General features: G+C 55.1%; 11 protein-coding genes and 2 pseudogenes. 6 read left to right on the forward strand and 7 right to left on the reverse strand.

All coding sequences use genetic code 11. From position 1 onward, the window contains the following. The 6 genes and pseudogenes from HQ37_RS08430 to HQ37_RS01480 all read right to left on the reverse strand — a co-directional run. A pseudogene (locus HQ37_RS08430) lies at positions 1-850 on the reverse strand (IS3 family transposase); the annotation flags it as partial. A gap of 68 nt (positions 851-918) precedes the next feature. Beyond that, a complete protein-coding gene (locus HQ37_RS01460; protein WP_052080675.1) occupies positions 919-3,639 on the reverse strand; it encodes a peptidase M49 in 2,721 nt (906 codons plus the stop codon). Between the two features lie 190 nt (positions 3,640-3,829). Beyond that, complete coding sequence (locus HQ37_RS01465; protein ID WP_036879419.1) at positions 3,830-4,339, reverse strand: hypothetical protein; 510 nt, start codon at positions 4,337-4,339, stop codon at positions 3,830-3,832. Between the two features lie 262 nt (positions 4,340-4,601). Then, complete coding sequence (locus HQ37_RS01470) at positions 4,602-7,451, reverse strand: pitrilysin family protein (RefSeq protein ID WP_036879422.1); 2,850 nt, start codon at positions 7,449-7,451, stop codon at positions 4,602-4,604. Between the two features lie 203 nt (positions 7,452-7,654). Continuing rightward, positions 7,655-8,776, reverse strand: coding sequence for a hypothetical protein (locus tag HQ37_RS08020; RefSeq protein WP_052080677.1), 1,122 nt, complete (start codon positions 8,774-8,776; stop codon positions 7,655-7,657). 531 nt (positions 8,777-9,307) lie between these two features. Beyond that, positions 9,308-9,970: a YceI family protein gene (locus tag HQ37_RS01480; protein WP_036879425.1), complete on the reverse strand. Its 663-nt coding sequence runs from the start codon at positions 9,968-9,970 to the stop codon at positions 9,308-9,310. A gap of 498 nt (positions 9,971-10,468) precedes the next feature. Here HQ37_RS01480 and HQ37_RS01485 point away from each other — a divergent pair, with 498 nt between their 5' ends. The 6 genes and pseudogenes from HQ37_RS01485 (at position 10,469) to typA (ending at position 19,267) form a co-directional block, all read left to right on the forward strand. Beyond that, positions 10,469-11,212 carry a hypothetical protein gene (locus HQ37_RS01485; protein ID WP_036879428.1) on the forward strand — a complete coding sequence of 248 codons (744 nt, stop codon included), beginning with the start codon at positions 10,469-10,471 and terminating at the stop codon, positions 11,210-11,212. Between the two features lie 218 nt (positions 11,213-11,430). Next, complete coding sequence (locus tag HQ37_RS01490; protein WP_036879432.1) at positions 11,431-12,804, forward strand: trigger factor; 1,374 nt, start codon at positions 11,431-11,433, stop codon at positions 12,802-12,804. A 216-nt stretch (positions 12,805-13,020) separates the two neighbouring features. After that, entirely contained in the window at positions 13,021-14,841 is a 1,821-nt protein-coding gene (cobM, locus tag HQ37_RS01495) for a precorrin-4 C(11)-methyltransferase (RefSeq protein WP_036879435.1), read from the forward strand. After that, positions 14,838-16,628: pseudogene (gene cbiD, locus HQ37_RS01500) on the forward strand (cobalt-precorrin-5B (C(1))-methyltransferase CbiD); the annotation flags it as partial. The gene cobM and the pseudogene cbiD, both read left to right, overlap by 4 nt. Positions 16,629-16,655: 27 nt before the next feature. Further along, positions 16,656-17,372 carry a precorrin-2 C(20)-methyltransferase gene (locus HQ37_RS08435; RefSeq protein WP_235264615.1) on the forward strand — a complete coding sequence of 239 codons (717 nt, stop codon included), beginning with the start codon at positions 16,656-16,658 and terminating at the stop codon, positions 17,370-17,372. Between the two features lie 83 nt (positions 17,373-17,455). Further along, on the forward strand, positions 17,456-19,267 hold the full coding sequence (gene typA / locus HQ37_RS01505; protein ID WP_036879438.1) for a translational GTPase TypA: 1,812 nt from the start codon (positions 17,456-17,458) through the stop codon (positions 19,265-19,267). Between the two features lie 453 nt (positions 19,268-19,720). Here the strand turns inward: typA and HQ37_RS01510 are convergent, their stop codons facing one another. Continuing rightward, positions 19,721-20,950 carry an efflux RND transporter periplasmic adaptor subunit gene (locus HQ37_RS01510; protein ID WP_036879551.1) on the reverse strand — a complete coding sequence of 410 codons (1,230 nt, stop codon included), beginning with the start codon at positions 20,948-20,950 and terminating at the stop codon, positions 19,721-19,723. Positions 20,951-20,954 lie beyond the last annotated feature (4 nt).

Consider the following 20,954-nt stretch of genomic DNA (forward strand, 5'->3'; position numbering starts at 1 on the left):
TCCACCTCTAGAGTAGGGTGCAAACAATGCCCGACAATGCAGCGACTGTAGGCATCGGTAAGTAGGGAAAGATAGGCAAAGCCTTCTTTGTAAGAAATATAGGTAATATCAGCCACGACCAGCTCGCCGGCCTTCTGAGGCACGAGCTTGGGCTCGGTATTCAGCAGGTCTTCATACTTATGAAAACGATGCTGAGAGTTCGTCGTCCTAGGGCGAAAGCGGCGTTGGCGTAGAAGTAAACCATTGGCTCTAAGCGACAGAGCTCAAAAAGCTCTCGAAAGCCCGAGGAAGGTAGGTTCTCCTGCTGCCTAAGATACTGACAGTAAAGGATAATGCTCGTGCAGAGGACATCTTCCTCATGACCAGCAAAGGCGTTGAATTGGCGTTTGTAGAAGGCCTGACGGCTAAAGCCAAGCAGTGCGCAGAGAGGAGCGACAGGATGCTGATGCTCCGCATCTGACAAACGATGAACTACTTGGCTGCGGAGTTTTTTACGATCTCGATGCCGTAGGTCTCTTCGGCCAAATCCACCAAGAGCTTATACCACCAAGAGCTTATAGGCTTCATGACCCAAGCTCTCGCGCTTGAGGCGACTTTTGAGTACACGGTTCTCCTTGCGTAGTTGGCGCAATTCTTCTCTCTCACTGAGCGTTAGATCGCTCTTGGGGGGCTGGGACGATTTCATAGGACAGGAATGAGGTTTGTCTTCAAGATCAAATTTACGAATCCAATCGAGAAGTACACCATGGGAAATGTTGTACTTGTTCTCGATGGCGTGTTTGCTCTGTGGACCACTCAGGTACTCCTCGATGATCGCAAGGCGTTCAAAATCGCTAGATGCTGCGGGCATAATCAATAGGAATTGGGCTCCACCCACTGTCAACTTTTTTCAGTACACGACAATCTCTAGAGAATAATCTATTGCTCAAGGTCGAAGAGGAGCACCTCGGCGATCTCTCGGAGGACTGCATCTTGAGACCTCTGCCAGCCCTCTCGCTCCAGGGCCTCGAGCGTCTCGGCTCGAGCCTCTGAGTCTCGAGTGGCCCAGCGACGCAGGAGCAGCAGAGCTGCCTCCCGCTCTGCACTGAGACCTTCGTCCTCGTCTCGACCTCTGAGGCTCTCGAGAGCTGAGCGCATCAGTCTCGTGCGCCAGCTCTTGTGCTCGATGTGATAGCCACGGGTCAGATGTCGAGCCAGTATGATGTAACCTAGAGGGACGAGGTCGCTGTAGAGCCCCCCATCCGAGGTCTTGAAGATCCATGCCATTGCCCACTGAGGAGCAGCAGGGCAGCGGTCGAAGAGGCTCTTGGCCAGGCAATCCCTCAGCTCAGCCTTGGAGAAGGAGACGGAGGCGAGATAGCTTGCCCGCTCGAAGGTCATCGCCTCCTCGGGCATGATGATCTGAGCGATGAGCTTGAGCTCACGCACATCTCGACTCATGAGATAAGTTGCCAGGTCTAGATCCTTGGGCAGACTCGAGGCCAGGCGTTGGAGGTGCTCCTGGGTCAGGCCAAAGTTGATCCCATAGTGCAGACCTTTGTCCCGCATCGAGCTCGAGACGACCCCATCCATCCCCTCTCGCAGTCGTCCTCTGAGTCGCTTAGCCAGCTCGAGGGTCTCGGCCGTCGGTTCGCTCTGCGCCATACCCTGAAGCTCTGTGGGGTTCAGCCCTAGAGTGCCGTACTCCTGACTATAGCGGAGCATTTGCTCGGCATAGCCCTCTCGGTAGTCAGCCACAACGTCCACGATGCCACCATCCTCGAAGATCAATTCTAGGCGTGGATTGACAAAGCCTCTGTAAGGAGCTAGATCGAGTGTGGCATAGCGTCTGAGTACCTCCTCGTGGATGTGTGGCATGACTTTGATACCATAGCCCTCGACCAGCGAGCGGGCGGCCTCGTAGTCGCCCTCGCTCTTGATGCGCTGCACTTCGCCCAGTAGTGAAGCGATCGAGCGACGAACCTCTTCATAGTCATGGATGATCAGCTCGATGCCTCTGAGCTCGATGTGCTTATTCTCCGCTGCTCGGGCCAGGACATAGTAGGCGATCAGAGCCCTATTGCGCATATGTGCCTCCTCAAGCTCGTGCCCAGGGCGGATGCGTACGAGCTGCGTTACCAATCCGTTGAGTAGATAGCGGTAGTAGCAGGCCTTGTAAGCCTCTCGGTCGGGTAGGAGTCCCAGCTCGACCATCTTCGCATCGGCGATATAGTAGAGGGCGAATAGGTCTGCTCGTGCCTCCTCGATCGTCGAGCCATAGGCCCCGAGAGCATCGGGTGATACCCCTGGTAATAGCTGTCCTGATCCATGCCCGAGACACTCATGCAAGTCAGTGTGCAGCTGCTCGGTGTACTCCTCATATCGCTCAAGCATCGCCCGTACGGAGACATCGGGGACGAAGAGCTCATCCATCCCGCTATGCTTCGAGGCATAGTGGTAGGCTCGGTGGATGTTGTCTATGGTAACGGACTTCGAACCATAGCGTGCTCGTATCCAGTCTGCATTCGGTAGATTGATACCAATAGGGGTAGCAGGGTATGAGTCGCCTGCTAGCATCGCAACCGTAACAACTGAGGCTGATACACCTTTGGGCTCAGGCTTTTTGAAGCGTTCGTCTATGGGGGCATTTCTCTCGAACCATCCAGCCTCACGGCACATTCGTTCGCTGCGCTCCGAGGCTTGCCTATGACGCAGGTGCACGAGACCCTCCCATGAACCCTTGAGACCGATCGGGTCGCTGTATGTCTCGGTGAAGCCATTGATGAAATCCACCTCTACCGACGTGTCCTGTACCCATAGGATACAGAAGCGATTGTAGGCCCCGAGGTCGCCCGTCTTATAGTACTCCAGGAGGGCAAGTATGGCCTCTCGCTGCTCGGGGGTGTCGGTGTAGGCGAGAGCCGCCTTGAGGTGGGTAGAGATGCGCTCCAGGGCTGCTCCATACAGTCCCCCAATGCGATAGGTCTCCTCGTACAGGCGGCCATCATTCGTGCGAGCTAGGCGGCTATTGAGCCCATAGGAGGCAGGGCTTTCGGGCTCATCTGCTCCTCTCTCTTGCGCCTCGTAGTACTCCTCTGCCTCCTGCTGTGAGATCCCTGGAGCGTAGAAGTTGACCGATGAGGCGAGCAGGAGATCCTCCTGGCCCGACTGTTGTGTCCGACGAGCTTCTAGTTCAGGACAGAAGATCACCCTGCTAAGCTCATCTAGCTCTACCGAGGTGAACTCCAACAGCTCTGCAGACCCGATCTGTATCTCAGCGATTGCCCTACGCAGAAAGCTTTCACTGAAGGCTGGCTCGAACTTCTCCGAACCATAGTGGTGATGGATGCCTGAGGAGAACCATAGACGATATAGGTACTCTTCGAGGGCGAGGAAGTCTACCGATTGTCTATCCCCCGAATAATGACGATAGATGCCCTCGAGCAGATTTCTTAGACGCAGGTTATAAACTCCGTTTTGGTCAAAGATGATGTCTCGCCCCGAGAGGGCTGCCTCGCTGAGGTGATAGACCAATAGCTTGCGCTCAAGAGGAAGGGCTTCGAAGCCAGTGATTTCGTAGCGAAGGATCTCTATATCAGCGAAGCGAAGCACATGTGCTCCGTTGATCACGTCTGCCTGGTTCGTTCTTATAGGTTTCATGCAGGATATATATCTATACGGTGATGAATAGTGTCGAATAATCTTGGGGCAAAGATACGATTATCCCCCCTAGGCCAAACGAAAGAGGGTGTGCCCAGATACTAAGATCTGAGCACACCCTCAATAGATAATTGGATCGCCTCTTATCTGTGCCCGAAGGCCGAGGTGGAGGCATAATTGCTTCGATAATTTAGCGCAAATAGAATCTTTTGAGTTCCTCTAACGCTGGGTCTACACTTAGTACCACTCCTCTCTCATCGACTAGATAGCTGTGCATACTACCCGAGAGGGCATAGCGGTCGATTATCTCGAGGCGGACTTGAGGGTTGGGGGAGCATTGCCCCGCTTGGTTGGTAGGAATCCCATCGAGCAGCAACGTCTGTTCATAGACAGCCTTGTCGAGGTCTAGGCAGACGGCTCTGTAGGCAATCTTGTCGCTGACCGTATGTGCAAAGTGGTTGCTCCAGGCAATGTGCTCTGAACGGCTCTCTCCATCGTAAGCTGCCCAAAAGTGGATTAGGCTATAGCGGCCCGACTGGGGGAGGAGCTGATACGGTTGCTCTTGTAGAGGTTTCATTTCGGGTAGTACGTTGCCCACTGCCAGACCACTATGAGATTGGTCCATAGGTGAGGTGGCCGATGCGCCTACGAGTAGGACAAGGCCTGCGACTAAGCCGAAAAGAATTCCTTTTAGCTTCATAAATCATTATTTAGATTCAACTTCCCAAAGCTTCGTATGGGCCTTGTGCAGGCGGCACACTTGGCTGTGGTTCCCGGCTTTCGGGAGAGTAGGTCAAGGGTCGAAGAGCCGCTTGCTCTAGCCTCATTGACGAGGCAAAGATAATAAAAATCTTAACGATGCTCCTCTATGACAGCAGCCTGGGCGCATGAGTCAGGAGGTATAATCCTCTCTAACTCACGCGCCCAGGCTGTCTGTTGTAGGCGGAGTAAGCCTTTAGAGCTTATTTCTTCTCCTCTCTAGCTTCAGGCAGGAGCATCACCTCGATGCGATCCTTGCTCTTGACGAGCTGCTCTGCTGCCAGACGAATGTCTTCGGGAGTAAGCGCATCAAGGGTCGCATCAAAGTCTGTGAGCGTATCCATATTTCTGTAGAAGTAGGTACGCAGTACATTCATCCAATAACTATTCTCCTTGAGATGGGTCTTCTGAGACTCCTTGGCACTGCTGATCACCTTGTCGAAGTGCTCACGCTTGACGCCATTCTTGGCAATATCCTCAAGCTCCTTGAAGATAAGACTGTTGAGGTGCTTGGCCTTGATGGGGTCTGTTTGGAAGATGATGCGTAGCTGTGCACGCTGCTCTGGAGCCAGGGTTATAGAGCCAGAGGTGCTGACACCATAGGTGCCCCCCTCCTCTTCTCTGATCGAGGCCGTGTAGACGATGTCGAGGATCTGACCGAGCATATCGACCGTTATCGAATTCTTGAGGTCATGCTTCATGTCTGCGACCAAGAAGTTCACCACGAGACCCATAGGTGTCTGTAGTGGTTTCGTGTAGTGGTTCATATAGCTTCCGCGACGAGACTTAGGCAGGAGGTGCTCGGTGGACTTCTCTACCTTCTTGGTTGAGGGCAGAGAGGCGATGTACTGCTCTACGAGTGGACGAAGCTTCTCGAGGTCTACGTTACCTACGATGAAGAACTTGAAGCCACGGACATTAGAGAAGCGTTGCTTGTAAAGCTCGAGAGCACGATCGTAAGAGACCTGTTCAAAGTCCTTCTCCTTAAGTGATCCACCGAAGGGGTTCTTAGGAGTCAGAGCAATGCTGATGGTATCACCAATGGTTGAGAGAGGGTTAGCTTCAGCGGCCTTGATTTCACTGATGGTACGCTCCTTGAATGCTTCGTAGGCCTCTACATCCTTGCGCTTAGCTGTGAAGTGGAGGTAGAGTAGCTGTAGCATTGTCTCCAAGTCTTCTTGGTTACTGCTGCCGCTAGCATATTCCTCTGTCGATCCAATGCCGGTGCTGGCACTGGCTACACGGCCCGAGAGCACACGATCAAGGGCATTCACGTCGAATGCTCCAACACCACCGAGGTTGGCCAGCGGGTTGAGTAGACGGAGCGTCTTGTTGTCTTTGTTTACATTCAGAGCGTATAGACCACCAGGGCGTACAGCTGATAGGCTGATCTGGTCAGCCTTGAAGTCTGTAGGCTTGATGATGACCTCTGTGCCGTTGCTGAGTGTCCAGATGGTCGTGCCAAACTTGCCGTTCTTCGCTTCTTTGACGATCTTGCCCTTGGTGGGCAGCTTATCCATGAGCTTCTCGCTACTGATCTGCTCCTTGTAGGGCTCTACTGGCTGCTTGCGTGCCTCTAGGTACTGGGCTGCGAACTCGGCCTTTGTGGGGTACTTGAGCCCTTCCTTCTCAGGGGCAGAGAAGAGGATCACGTTGTTGTTGTCGGTGATGATCTGCTGGAAGGTCGCATTGACAGCCTCCAGGGGCAGAGCATTCGCGATCTGTGAGCCCAAGGTGTACCAGGTCTCGGGAGTTGCCAGGTTGCCTCCGTCGCAGAAGTAGTCAGCGTAGATGTTGGCATAGGTTCCGTTCTTACGCTTGTCTCGCTCGGCATTGCGAGCCTTGAGGATGGAGACATACTCCTTGCTCGCATGCTTGTACTCGCTCTGGGTGAAGCCGTGCTGACGTGCACGCTCGATCTCGGCCACGAGGGCGTCGAGACCACGCTTGTACTGGCCCTCCTTGACTTCGATGTCGAAGGAGATCGCCTGCTCTGTGGGGGACACGAGGAAGTCTCCGAAAGATGCTCCTCCGGAGAGGAAGGGTGCATTGGGTTTCTTCGTAATCTGAGAGAAGCGACGATCGAGCATGTGTGCGATGACATACTTGAGGTAGTTCTCCACGATGGCGAAGTTGGTCTCCTTCATCTCCCTGGGCGTAGCGTCGGACTTGAAGAGAATGGAGATATTCGTGCTCGTAGCCTCGGGGTCTGTCCCCATGGCTATGATGGGCTCTTGGTTGTCGGCTACCTCAAGGTATTCACGCACGGCAGGGTTTACAGGCTTAGGAATGTCGGCGAAGATGCGCTTGAGTGAAGCCTCTACCTCGTCCACATTGATATCTCCGACCACGATAATAGCCTGTAGATCTGGTCGATACCATTTCTTGTAGTAGTCTCTGAGCTCTTGATACTTGAAGTTGCGTACGACCTCCATACGTCCGATGGGCATACGTTCGCCATAGCGGCTATTGGGGTAGGCTTGACGGATGAGGCTCTCTCCGATACGTTGTCTGGCATTGTTGCGCGAACGCCATTCTTCTTGGATTACACCACGCTCGGCATCAATCTCCTTATCTTCGAGGGAGATGGCGCAGCTCCAGTCGTGCAGGATTAGTAGGCAGGAGTCAATGGTGGCTTTACGAGCCACGGGGACATTCATCAGCGTATACACAGTCTTGTCGAAAGCGGTGTAGGCATTGATATTCTCCCCGAATTTCACTCCGATCGTCTCGAGGTAATTGATGATCCCCTTACCTGGGAAGTTTTTCGTCCCATTAAAAGCAATGTGTTCGAGGAAGTGGGCTAGCCCGCTTTGGGAGTCTTCCTCCTGCATTGAACCGACACGCTGAGCGATGTAGAACTCGGCCTTACCCTCTGGTAGGGCATTGTGACGGATGAAATAGGTCAGTCCATTCTCTAGCTTCCCGATGCGCACAGCACTATCAATGGGGAGCTTGGGCATCTGCTGGGCGTAGGCCGAAGCTGATAGCAGTGTAATCCCCACGAGGGCCAAAGAGAGGAGCGATGACACAAATCTTGCTCGTAGTCTCATACTGATTGTTGATTGGTAAATAATGAATTTAGCTGCACAAATATAGCTCTTTGTTATGAGAGTATATCTGCTTGGTTGGGGTTTTGTTGCGTTTGTGTGTGCTCTTGTGTGCAGTTTTGGTGTTTCTATATGTGTGCTTGAGATAATATTGCTTCTTAGGCAGGATTTTTTGCTTCGGATTTGTATACTTCTTGACAACCTCGCTAGGAGCAACTCAGAGGAGAAGCCTCCTGCTTGAGCCGCTCGGCCAGTAGCATGGTCTGCTCGAGGTAAGGAATGTCGCACGAGAGTAGAGGCGAGAAGTCCGACTTGCCTAGCTCTGAGAACAAGAGGTTGAAGCTCCACCACTTGCCTCTGATCGGCCTACAGTCGATGAGCAGCAGGTCGGGCTCGGGGATCTGGACAGTGTAGAGATAGACTACGAGGCGCATGCCTCCCTCCTCGGCATGGTACTGTAGCGATAGGTGTGGGCGAGCGCGGCGTACACCACAGAATCGCTCGTCTATGAGTCTCTGGGCGATCTCCTGCGGACGGTAGTCCTCGCAGACCCAATCGACGAAGGGGGTGTCATAACGCTCCTCGCCCGAGCACAACCCAGCCGTACGCTCGAGGTAGACCATCCCATGGCTGACGGCTACGAGGCGCACGACAGAGAGTCGCCCCTGTGCCGAGGCAAACTGCGTCTGAGCAATGCGACCGATGGGGCGATTGTGATCGTCCAGGATGGTGAGCCATCGCTCGGCCCTAAGCCTGCGCTCCATCCACCGAAGATGTGTGCCCTCAAGGGTGTACATGGGCAGCATGAAGAGGGGTATGAACCACGAGAGTAGCACCTCGAGCAGCGGACTGCTCTCGAGCAAGGCTACAAGAGACCAACCTATGCCCGAGACGATACAGAAGTAGCGGAAGATGATCCGTCGGAAGCGTCTATGCTCGGCGAGCAAAGCTCTGAGGCGTCGCGTCCCGCAGCAGCTCTCGCCCTCGATCTCGGGTGAGAGGTCGCCTAGGCGTGTCATGAGGGCGAAGTTCGTAAGCCGTACGATGAGATACAATCCTAGGCCTAGGAGCTGAGCCGAGAGGGTCGAGAGGGTAGGGGCAGACCATATACCTAGCCCCAGGGTAGGTGCGAAAATGAAGAAGACGATCCACCAATAGCGTCGTGGTGTAATGGATAGAATGCTCGAGAGGAGCAGCAAGACGAGCACAACTATCTGTAGCTCGGGTGTGAGGGGCAGCAGTAGCACGAGGAGTGCTACTGGCAGTATGAGTAGATCTATACCTTGCCCGATGAGGGGCAGAGGGCGAAGTCGTTTCTGATGCGTCATAGAGCAGAGGGAGGGCTTGCGAGTAACCTCACAGCCCTATAGTTGCGGCGAGCTGCCCCCCCCCTAGAGGAAGTGCCGACTAGGGAGCGACTCGTCTATTTGTAATGATACAACACTTGTCGGGGGCTTTGGGTTGCCTATCCCTCGATAGGGGAGGCTATCAGGGGAGGGTGTAGGGCCTCGGGTGGGGAGGCTGCTTGATGTCCTCAGAGGTTTCGATAGGATCGCTGTAGAGGCTTAAGTAGGAGTTCGAGTGAGCTCCTATCTATACCTCGATTGAGTTCCTATTTGAGTCTCGATCGAGATCCAAATAGAGTCTTGTATGGGGATATAGACGGGGACACATCCGCAATCTAGATAGCCGCTCCCTAAAACTATTGGGAGGGGGAAGCCTGGGGTGAGCTATAACCCTAGGCTAGAGGTCTCTGGGAGATATAGCTAGCCCCCTCGTAGGGTATATCCCAGACGAGGGGGCGAGGCCTTCTTTTGAGAGAGTTAGAGTTGAACCTCTACTCTCCTGTCTTTGAAACTCTAACGGGTGCTGAGGACGAACTGCAGCTCGATCTCGTCGTTGATAAACTTATCGGCAAGGTTGTCGAAGAACTTCTTCGAGCCATAGCGTACATTCCACTCCGAGCGATCGATCAAAAACTTCTTGCTACGGATCTGATACTTTTGAGTAGATTGATCCATTAGGACGTCTTCGATAGGGATGCTGATATTCTTGACAATACCCTTGAGTGTGAGATTTCCTTTGATCTCAGTGAGACCCAGCAGAGGAAGCCCCTCCTCGGGCAGATCTGTGAGTTCGAAGCGAGCCTTTGGATGCTGCGTTACATCGAAGAAGTCTTCACCCTCGAGGTGTGCCTTGAGCTTCTCTGCCATCTCACCCTCCAGATCGGTAACCTTGATACTTCCCATATCTACCTCGACGAAGCCCGAGACGAGCTTGTCCTCGTGCAGCTCGATCTGTCCGTCGCTCAATGCGATTGATCCATAATGCTCGCCTGCAGGCTTGAATCCCTTCCATAGGAGGGTCGAACCCTCAAGGTCTATGGGAGAAGTCCTGCTGTTTGAGGACGTAGACACGGGTTGCTGCTCCTGTGTAGCAGTCGTTTCCTTCTTGTTGCCAGAGCATGAGCTCAGGCTCAGTAGCCCTATCCCAAGGATGAGGGCGGTTAAGTTTTTATTCATAATGAGTTATAAAGTTTTTTGTGTGCTCTATCCAATCGCACTGACTTTATAACTGGTGAAGTCAATATAATGTTTTCGCAGAGATAGTATTTTCTCCTTTCCCGATTTTCTCTAGCTATAGATGCGATGCCTGTCTTTGCCGCACTTGTGGCACTTGCGTTTCCTGTCGAGACCGAGGCACTTGACGGGAGCTATGGTTAGGGATCGGCTCTGTGGTATTTGCCTTGATGTTCCTATCCACAACGTTGCCTCGATATGAAAGGTGATGTTAGGGTCTGTTTTTACCTAATCTATGCTATTGTATATGGAGTCAAGTTTGGCGAACTTTGTTGCCAAAGAGTGAGCTCCGTCACCAATTTGTCTACCCGACATCTGAATAGAGATGCTCTGTGGAGCTGTTGATAGGCTGCCTACCTCTCGATCTCTGATGCTGCTAAGCATAGGGCTCTTTTGCTCCTAGATTACAACTCTAACTCAATAACCACAAAACCAATGACAATGAACATTACGAAACTTCTGAGACTACTCTCCCTCTCCCTCTGCTTGATCCTCATGACGGGGCTTGCCGAGGCGCACACGATGTGGCTCGAGACCTCTACACGAGGTGCTATCGGTCGAGCCCACCAGGTATCGCTCTACTTCGGGGAGTTTAGCATGGCCGACCGCACTCCAATTAAAGGTTGGCTCAAAGGAATGCATGAGGGCACCTGGCAGGTGCTTACCCCCTCGGGTGAGCTTATCGACCTCAGAGCCCATGCAATGGACAGTTGCTATGTGGCGACCTTTCACCCACAGCAGCAGGGTTGGTATCGCATTCATTATTCGATCGTAGTCCCCGAGCTTTGGAGAGGCTCACAGCTGCGCTATCAGTCGCTTGCCTGGGTCTATGTCGGTCAACCTTCGGAGGCTGTTACCGAGGCTCAGCGCAAGAGCCCCTTCGGTCAGGGGATTACCTTCTTGCCTCCTGTAGAGCCTAGATTTGCTGTTGGGAGTCAGACGCACTTCCCGGTGGTAGTAAACAGTGGCTCGTACAAGGGGCTCAAGGTAACCATCCAAGGAGATAATGGTTGGGCGAAGAATTATTATCGCTATCCAGAGGGGCAACTCAGTTTCACCCCCATCTGGTCGGGTCGTTATCTGATGAGCTCGACGAAGCAGCGCACCCTAGCCCCCGAGGAGGCTGAGCAGTATGCTGGAGCTAAGGGGGTCTATGACATGATTACCTACTTCTTCAGCTTCTAAACTGAAGGATTTAGTAGTCTTCGGCTTGTGCCGTAGCACAGCGGGCAGGGCAGATCAAGATCTGCCCTGCTCGCTGTGCTTATTCGCTCGAGAGGAGCTCAGTTGTACAAGTCTACGATTTGGACTAATTTTGCGGTCGCTCTGCTCTGTATGTAGCACTGAACTAAGCAACGAGAGATAATTCAATTGGTCTAACGAAATAATAACGACTATCACAAATGGCTGTATCCATTCAGTACACCAAGAACAATGCCGCTGCTGTGATTACTATCCCAGTAACTAAGGCTGATTACCAACCCGAGGTCGACAAGGCTCTCAAAAACTATCGCCAGCGTGCGGACATCCCAGGCTTCCGCCGTGGGCACGCTCCCATGGGGATGATCCAAAAGAAATTTGGTCTAGGAATCAAGATCGAAGAGATTAATCGCTTCGTAGGCCGAGAGCTCTATGATTATATCAACACTAATAAACTCAATGTCCTAGGCGAGCCTCTGCCCGCTTTGGACGCACCTGAGCAGGATCTGGAGAAGGGTGAGGACTTTGTCTTCTCCTTCGACATCGCTCTTGCCCCCAAGGTAGAGGTCAAGCTCACCAAAAGCGATAAGATCCCCTATTACCGCATCGAGGCTACCGATGAGATGATCTCTCAGCACATTGAGCAGATGCTCAATAGTCATGGCCAGCAGATCGAGGCGGAGATCATCGAAGAGAAGGATCTCGTCAAGGGGATTCTCACCGAGCTCGAAGGTGATGCCACTAAGCAAGAGGGTGTTCGTGTCGAGAATGCTATGCTCTTGCCTTCCTATATCAAGAGCGAGGAGCAGAAGGCCAAGTTCGTTGGAGCGGCCAAGGCGACGACAGTTGTTTTCGACCCCTATGCAGCCTATGAGGGCAACGAGCACGAGTTGGCCTCTTTCCTTCATATAGACAAGACAGAGGTCGAGCAGTACAAGGACAAGAGCTTCAGCTTCGAGATCACCTCTATCAGCCGCCATGTGCCTGCTGAACTGAATGAAGAGTTCTTCGTCAATGCCTTTGGTCAGGAGAGTGAGATTAAGGACGAGGAGTCTCTTCGTACCCAGGTACGTGCTGGCTTCCGCGAGCAGTTCGACCCCGAGAGCGACTACAAGTTCCTCCTAGATTTGCGTCAGAAGATCGAGGAGAAGGCTGGCTCTGTAGAGCTAGCTGACGATCTGCTCAAGCGTTGGCTCAAGGTTAGCAAGGAAGGCAAGCTCACCGACGAGGAGATCGAGCGCGAGTACCCTCAGATGATCCAGGGCCTCGTCTATCAGCTCGTTAAGGACGATCTGCTGGCCGAGCACCAGGTGCAGGTTACCGATGCAGACCTACAGGCCTTCGCCCTCGTGGTGGCTAAGAGCCAGTTCGCCCAGTATGGTATGAGCTCTGTGCCCGATGCCATTCTGGCCCAGTATGCTAAGAGTATGCTCGAGAAGGAAGATACTCGCCGCAACATCGCTGCCCGTGTGATGGACAACAAGTTTGCCGAGATCGCCAAGACCCTCGTAACCCTCGAGGAGAAGAGCGTAAGCCCCGAGGAGTTCGGTGCGCTGATGCAGGCAGTCGAAGCCTAATCATCTCTCTCGATCGAGAGCTATCCTCATGTTCGCTAGGGGGTGCGACGAGACAATGGTCTCGCCGCACCCCTTCCGCTATCTAGGCATTGCCTCTCAGCCCTTATCCGCTCGTAACTATACAGGCCCTACCTTTGTTACCTAAGAAAGGCACCCTCGGCCTGTCCCAGGAGGCCCTCCCACCGAACAATTAGGACATATACATTTATTCCCTGCATGAATAGGATCGCTATCATAGCCGTCTCGCCTCAGAGCATCGAGGTCGCACAGACGCTCCGCCCCGAGCTGGGGCAGGCGGTCGAGATCTACTCGACGCATCAGACCTCGGGTGTCCTCGAGATCGCAGATATTAAGAGCTTTTTGGCCGAGCACTTTACTCACTTCGATGCTTTCATCTTCGTCGGTGCTATGGGGATCTGCGTGCGCAGCATTGCCCCTCACCTCGGCCACAAGTACTGCGACCCTGCTGTCATCTGTGTCGATAGTACGGCACGCTTCGCCATCTCTGTCCTCTCAGGCCATATCGGTGGGGCTAACGAGCTGACTCTCGAGGTGGCTCGCATCCTAGGGGCCGAGCCTGTAGTGAGCACCCAAACAGATAATACCGGCCTTTGGGCTTTAGATCTACTGGGGCGGCGATATGGTTGGCATGAGGAGGCCAATACAGATGGCCTCAATCGCCCCATCGCTCTCTATACCAATGGTGCTCGCACTGCCCTCCTACTCGAGGTCAAGGATCGGGGCACTTTTGAGCTCGAGCGTACCCGAGCCCCTCATGTGGAGATCTTCTACCGTCGGGAGGACTTCTTTCCTGAGGACTACGAGCTCATCCTCGTGGTCAGCCCCCGACGCTTCGAGAGCTCTCGCCCCACGATCCAGTACAGCCCTCGGGTGCTGACCCTCGGGATGGGTTGCCGCTATCTTTGCGACCCTCGAGAGATCCCCGAGTATATCGTCTCCGAAGTCCGCCGCATGGGCTACCTACCAGAGGCTATTGGCCGCTTGGCGACCATAGATCTCAAGAAGAATGAGCCCCTCCTGCATCAGATGGCGGACTATCTGCACCTCGAGAGCCCGACCATCTACACAGCCGCAGATCTCGCTCCTGTAGAGATCCCCAACCCCTCGGCTAAGGTCTTTGAGGTAACTGGGGTCTATGGTGTGGCCGAGAGCTCGGCCAGGCTCGTAGCCCGTATGGGCAGCATTGTCATTGAGAAGCAGAAGGGGATGCTGCATGAGGGCAATGACTTCACCTTCGCCTTGGCTATAGATCGAGAGGCCGAGCGCAGGGGACACATCGAGATCGTTGGGGCAGGCCCTGGCGACCCTGAGCTTTGCTCGATCCGAGGGCGTGCCTTCCTCGAGATCGCCGACCTGATCCTCTATGCTGGTAGCCTCGTGCCCAAGGCTTTGACCACCTGTGCCAAGCCTGGGGCGACAGTCCGTAGCTCCGCTTCGATGAATCTCGAGGAGCAGTTTGCCTTGATGAAGGATTTCTACGACCGAGGCCTCCTGGTCGTTCGCCTGCATACGGGCGACCCCTGTATCTATGGGGCTATCCAAGAGCAGATGGCCTTCTTCGACGAGTATGAGATGAGCTACCATATCACCCCTGGGATCTCTTCTTTTCAGGCAGCTGCGGCGGCTTTGAGATCTCAGTTTACTATACCCGAAAAGACCCAAACCATCATCCTCACCCGAGGCGAGGGGCGCACCCCCATGCCCGACAAGGAGAAGCTGCACATGTTGGCCCGCTCTCAGAGCACGATGTGTATCTTCCTCTCAGCTGGCATCGTAGACGACGTGCAGGCACAGCTCCTCGAGCATTATCCGCCCACGACGCCAGTGGCTGCCTGCTATCACCTCACCTGGCCCGATGAGCGCATCTATAGAGGCGAGCTGCACGAGCTGGCCCATTTGGTCAAGAGTAATAACCTCACCCTTACGACGATGATCGTCGTCGGGGAGGCTATTGACAATCGTAAGGGACTCTCCAGGCTCTATGCCGATGAGTTCAAACACCTTTTCCGTCGATGATTCTAGTCTTCGGAGGTACGACAGAGGGACGTGCGGTTTGCTCCGTGCTCGAGCAGTCGGGGCGGGACTTCTATTACTCGACCAAGGGGGATGCCCAAGAGATTGACCTCGTGCATGGGCATCGCCTCATGGGGGCAATGACCCGAGAGATGATGCAAGCCTTCATTCAGGAGCAGGAGATCCACCTCGTCGTCGATGCGGCTCATCCCTTCGCTGCCGAGCTACACCGTACGATCGGCGAGGTAACCCTAGCCCTGGGTGTGCCTGTCGTGCGGTATGAGCGTCGCTACCCCGCCCTGGACGAGCGGATTATCTCGTGCCAGAGCTATGCCGAGATGGCCGAGCGACTGCTCGCTCAACCTGCTCGCCGTCTGCTCGCCCTGACAGGGGTCAATACGATCACACACCTGAAGGCCTTCTGGAGCCAGAGGGAGACTTTCTTTCGCATCCTCGATCGAGACGACTCGAGGGAGAAGGCCGAGGCCGCGGGCTTCCCCGCCTCCCACATTCGCTACTTCGCCGAAGGGGAGGATCAGCTGCTCTTCGACGAGATCCAGCCCGATGCTGTGGCAACGAAGGAGAGCGGCGAGAGCGGCTTCTTCGACGAGAAGGTCGCCCCAGCCCTCGAGGCTGGCGTGCCGGTCTATATGATTACTCGCCCTCCGTTGCCCGAGCATTATCAGACAGTCTACGGCCCAGTGGGCTTGCGCAAGGCCGTCGAAGGGCTTGTCCCCGAGTTCTTCCCCCTCAAGACGGGCTTCACAACAGGCTCGACGGCTACAGCTGCTACGGTGGCCGCCCTGAGGGCCCTTCTCCTGGGCGATCAGGAGGCCACAGAGGCCGAGATCTTCCTCCCCAGCGGCGAACCTGTACGCCTGCCTATAGAGGGCCTCGAGGCAACTCCACGAGGCTATCGAGCTCGAGCCCTCAAGTATTCGGGCGATGATCCCGACGTTACCCATGGGGCAGAGATCTGCTCCGAGGTTTGGCTCAGCGACGAGCATCGAGAGGTGCGCTTCGTCCAGGGCCCAGGGGTGGGGGTGGTAACGCTCCCAGGCCTGGGCATCCCGATAGGCGAGCCTGCGATCAATGCCACCCCTAGGCAGATGATGACCAGCGAGGTGCGCAGGCTCTATCCCGAGGGTGGGGTAGACATCATGATCAGCATCCCCGAGGGGGAGGCTCTTGCCAAGAAGACCTTCAACCCTCGCCTGGGTATCCTGGGCGGCATCTCTGTCATTGGTACGTCGGGGGTGGTCAAGCCCTTCTCAAGTGAAGCCTTCGTCGCCTCGATAGCTCGACAGACAAGCGTTGCCCTATCGCTCGGGGCGGACACGATTGTGATCAATAGCGGGGCTAAGAGCGAGGGGTATCTGAGGGCGGCCCTCTCGGAGCTGCCGCCGCAGTCCTTCGTCCAGTATGGTAACTTCATCGGGGAGACCCTGGCCAAGCTTGCCGAGCACTCTGTCCCCAAGATCATCATGGGCATCATGCTCGGCAAGGCTGTCAAGTTGGCCGAGGGCAATATGGATACGCATAGTAAGAAGGTGGTGATGAACCGAGCCTTCCTGCACGAGGTCGCCCGATCCTCTGGCTGTAGTGCCGAGGCAGAGGGGCTGATCGATCGTATCACTCTGGCTCGAGAGCTGTGGAGCGACCTCTCGGCTGACGATCTTGGCCGATTCATGCGCCACATCACCCGAGCCTGCTTCGAGGTCAGCCAGAGGCTCGTCCCCGAGAGTGAGCTGACCGTCCTGCTCATTGACGATGAGGGGCAGATACGTTATTCCTATCCATTCGATTACAGATACATGATGAGAGAACCTATATACTTCGTTTCGCTCGGCCCAGGAGATCCCGAGCTGATTACCCTACAGGCTCTACGCCTCCTGGAGCGTTGCGATCGCATTTACACTCCAGTGCCCCTTGCCCCGTCGGGGCGGCGTTCGTCCAAGGCTTCAGAGATTATGCTCAGCCTCGGCATTCGTCCCGAGCAACTGCAGAGCTATGACCTGCCGATGAGTAAGCAGAGGGATGGGGCTCAGGCGGCCTATCGCATGGTTGCCGATGAGATTATCCGCCTCTCTCGAGAGGGCTCTACGGAGCGTATTGCTGTCGTAGCCGAGGGCGATAGTGGCTTCTATTCCTCTTCGGCCTATATTGGCGATCACCTGTTGGAGGCTGGGCTTCAGATCCGCCAATTGGCTGGTGTGCCTGCCTTCATTGCCAGCAATGCCCTCGTTGGAGGGCAGCTGGTGCAGCTGGAGGAGCAGCTCAGGGTGATCCCTGGAGAGGCTTCAGCCGAGGAATGGGCTGAGGCTTGGCAGGGCAAGCACACAATTGTCGTGATGAAGGGCTCGCTCTGCCAGGAGGAGATCTTGCGAGCTATGGCCCTCTACCCAGAGCGTCAGTGGCATTACCTCGAGTTCGTCGGGCAAGAGGGGGAGTACTGCTCGAGCGATGTGGCAGAGATCTCGCAGCGCAAATTCCCCTACTTCAGCATCATCATCAGCAAGGCTCGGCGGGGGTAAGGGGTTCGAGGGGAATGGCTTCGGAGATACACTCCCTCTGCGGTGATTTGTGTACCTTTGCCTCCCTCAATTAGACAATGAATATGCAAGATATTAGAAACATTGCTATCATCGCCCACGTAGACCACGGTAAGACGACCCTCGTGGACAAGATGATGCTGGCCGGTAAGCTATTCAGGGATGATAAAGCTGCCGAAGTGGATACCTTCCTCGACAATAATGACCTCGAGCGAGAGCGTGGGATCACGATCCTGTCGAAGAATGTGAGTATTCGCTACAAAGATGTTAAGATCAATATCATCGATACTCCTGGGCACGCAGACTTCGGCGGAGAGGTGGAGCGAGTCCTGAACTTGGCGGATGGCTGTCTGCTGCTTGTGGATGCCTTCGAAGGGCCTATGCCTCAGACGCGCTTCGTCCTGCAGAAGGCCATCGAGATGGGCCTCAAGCCCATCGTTGTGATCAATAAGGTGGACAAGCCCAATTGCCGTCCCGAGGAGGTGCAGGACATGGTCTTCGACCTGATGTTTAGCCTCGGGGCAAGCGAAGACCAGCTCGACTTCGAGACGATCTTCGGCTCGGCCAAGCAAGGCTGGATGAGCAAGGACTACAAAGAGCCTACGCAGGACATCTCTACGCTCCTAGACACGATCCTAGCTGAGATCCCCGCCCCTCGTCGTCTTGAGGGCCCCGCACAGATGCTCATCACCTCGCTGGACTACTCCTCGTACGTAGGACGTATCGCTGTGGGGCGAGTGCATCGAGGCACTTTCAGAGAAGGGCAAGAGGTCGCTCTGTGCAAGCGAGATGGCTCGGTGGCGAAGATGCGCATCAAGGAGCTCAATATCTTTGAAGGCCTTGGCCGCTCTCGGGTCGAGGCGGTCTCTTCGGGGGATATTTGCGCCCTGGTAGGCATCGAGGGCTTTGAGATTGGCGAGACGGTTGCGGATGCTGCCACGCCCGAGGCTCTTGATCCGATTGCTGTTGATGAACCCACCATGAGCATGCTCTTTACGATCAACAACTCCCCCTTCTACGGCAAGGAGGGTAAGTTCGTAACCTCTCGCCACATCCACGACCGACTGATGAAGGAGCTGGACAAGAACCTCGCCCTGCGTGTCGAGCCCGCCGAGAGTGCCGACAGCTGGCTGGTCTATGGCCGTGGCGTGCTGCACCTCTCGGTGCTGATCGAGACGATGCGCCGTGAGGGCTACGAGCTACAGGTGGGGCAGCCACAGGTAATCATCCGAGAGATTGACGGGGCGAAGCATGAGCCCGTCGAGCAGCTAACGGTCAATCTGCCTGCCGAGAGTGCTAGCCGCATCATCGACCTCGTTACTCGGCGCAAGGGCGAGATGACGATGATGGAGACGAAGGATGAACGCACCTTCCTCGAGTTTGTCATCCCCTCTCGAGGGATCATCGGGCTGAACAATGCCGTGCTGACTGCCTCAGCGGGCGAAGCCGTGATGGCGCATCGCTTCCTCGAGTTTCAGCCCTGGAAGGGGGAGATTGACCGCCGCAACAACGGCTCAATCATCGCCCTGGAGACCGGCACAGCCTATGCCTATGCGCTGAACAATCTGCAGAGCCGAGGCCGCTTCTTCATCTCTCCGCAGGAGGAGGTCTATGCGGGCCAAGTCATCGGTGAGCATACGAAGGAGGGCGACCTCTCGGTCAATGTCTGCAAGAGCAAGAAGCTCACCAATATGCGCGCCTCGGGCAGCGACGACAAGGTCTCTCTTGCCCCACCCGTGGCCTTCAGCCTCGAAGACGCCCTCGAGTACATCCGCATCGACGAATATGTAGAGGTAACCCCTGGTTCGATGCGCATGCGCAAGATATTGCTCGACGAGAACGAGCGCAAGCGCATGGCTAAGGCCGCCCAGCAATAGGCCTTGCCGAGCCCCTCGGGGGCATGAAAGCCTCCCAAGAGATAGGCCCTCGGGCCACCTCTTGGGAGGCTTTTCGTTAAGTGCTGGTATATAGTGTGTTGAGGAGGGGGGCGGAGAGGGCCAAATTTTCTTGCGGAAGAAAATATTTTTTCTTGCGGAAGAAAATTTATTTTCGTGCGCACGAAAAAATATTTCCTTGCGCACAGAAATTTTTGTCTCTGCGCAAGGCTCTTCGGGGGCTTGCTCACTCGTCCAATTTTTTGCCCGCAAGCAAGCGAATTTCCCTCCGCAAACAGGTCGATCTTTGTTCGCAAGCAAATCCAATTTTGTCCGCAGGCGAGTCGATCGCTTTCCGCAAACAAAAAGCCCCTTCGCCTGGCGAAAGGGCTTTTGCTTGGGCGCATAGGGGCTCTCTCGGAGGGCTCGGCCCCCCTCGCCCCCTATACTCGGATTTTAGTGGGCATGGGCGTGCTCGCTGGACTTATCCTTCTTCGCATGGACGAAGAAAGCTCCTCGGCAGGCTACCTTCGTCCCCTGTGGCAGCTCCTCGAGCAGCTGTAGGGCCGTGTAGCCCATCTGCGACGCTCCACGGACGACCTCGACGGGGCGGAAGTAGATGGGTTCGCTCTCGGGGTCATGTCCCTCGCCCTCCTCATGCTCATGCTCGGGGGTAGGGGCTAGAACGTAGATCACATCCCGTCCCGAGGTGTGGATGATGGCCTCGTCGGGCAGAGCGGGCGAGGAGACTTGCCCCAGGCTCACGATGCCCGTGATATTCATCCCGTCAATGAAGCCCGAGATATCGCCCAAGAGATCGCAATGGGCTGCGATCGTGCGGCTGTCGGGCTCGAAGGTATTGCTCAGAGAGTAGACGCGGGCATCGTATTCCTTGTCGGGGCAATTCGTTAGGCGGAAGTGGATAATTTGCCCTGGCTTGATCTTGGCTAGATCCTGCTCGTAGATGTTGATCTCTAGGTGCATCCCCGAGTTGTCGATGATCTCGGCCAGTGGTGTGGAGGCATCCACATACGCCCCGATCTTACCCATCACCTTGCTGACCACACCTGAGAGTGGACTGATGATGTCAAGATAGGGGCGGATGTTGCTCGTCGATATGCTTTCGGGGGTAATACCCATGAGGTATAGCTGTTGTTTCAGCGAAGCCAGTCGTGCTTCTAGAGAAGCGAGCTCAGCGATGGCCGACTGGAGATCTTTGGCCGCCCCTGCAGCTCCTGCTTCGAGCATCTCTTGCCTCTTGCGTTCTTCTCTAGCATAGATGATTCGGCTCTGTGTCGTTAGATACTCCTCTTGCAGTTGGACGAACTGGGGATTGGCCAGTCGGGCAATGACTTGCCCTTTGCGTACCCGATCGCCAGGGTGCACCGAGAGGCTCTGCACTAGCCCTCCGTAGAGGGCTGAGGTATAGGCCTTGTGGCTATTGGGGACGTGGATCGAGCCATTGGCCCGTATGGTGGCACTGAGGTCTTTGTATTCGATCTCCCGAAGCTCGATCCCCACGCTGCGCATTTGCTGGGCAGTGATGGCGATGAGTTCGTCTTCTTTGTCTTCTTCTGTCTGTGTGGCCTCGGCGTGGCTGTCCTCTGAGCCGCCAGTGCAGCTGCCCAGGAAGAGGCTGCTCCAGGCAAAGAGCAGCACAAGGATGAGGCTATAGGGCTTGAACATAGTC

The sequence above is a fragment of the Porphyromonas sp. COT-239 OH1446 genome (assembly GCF_000768875.1).
Lineage (GTDB): Bacteria > Bacteroidota > Bacteroidia > Bacteroidales > Porphyromonadaceae > Porphyromonas.

Bases quoted from the DNA above. Each gene is read 5' to 3' on its own strand.
- HQ37_RS08020 (WP_052080677.1), bottom strand. From the start codon at position 8,776: ATGACGCATCAGAAACGACTTCGCCCTCTGCCCCTCATCGGGCAAGGT.
- HQ37_RS01485 (WP_036879428.1), top strand. From the start codon at position 10,469: ATGAACATTACGAAACTTCTGAGACTACTCTCCCTCTCCCTCTGCTTG.
- typA (WP_036879438.1), top strand. From the start codon at position 17,456: ATGCAAGATATTAGAAACATTGCTATCATCGCCCACGTAGACCACGGT.
- HQ37_RS01460 (WP_052080675.1), bottom strand. From the start codon at position 3,639: ATGAAACCTATAAGAACGAACCAGGCAGACGTGATCAACGGAGCACAT.
- HQ37_RS01470 (WP_036879422.1), bottom strand. From the start codon at position 7,451: ATGAGACTACGAGCAAGATTTGTGTCATCGCTCCTCTCTTTGGCCCTC.
- HQ37_RS01480 (WP_036879425.1), bottom strand. From the start codon at position 9,970: ATGAATAAAAACTTAACCGCCCTCATCCTTGGGATAGGGCTACTGAGC.
- HQ37_RS01510 (WP_036879551.1), bottom strand. From the start codon at position 20,950: ATGTTCAAGCCCTATAGCCTCATCCTTGTGCTGCTCTTTGCCTGGAGC.
- HQ37_RS08435 (WP_235264615.1), top strand. From the start codon at position 16,656: ATGAGAGAACCTATATACTTCGTTTCGCTCGGCCCAGGAGATCCCGAG.
- cobM (WP_036879435.1), top strand. From the start codon at position 13,021: ATGAATAGGATCGCTATCATAGCCGTCTCGCCTCAGAGCATCGAGGTC.
- HQ37_RS01465 (WP_036879419.1), bottom strand. From the start codon at position 4,339: ATGAAGCTAAAAGGAATTCTTTTCGGCTTAGTCGCAGGCCTTGTCCTA.
- HQ37_RS01490 (WP_036879432.1), top strand. From the start codon at position 11,431: ATGGCTGTATCCATTCAGTACACCAAGAACAATGCCGCTGCTGTGATT.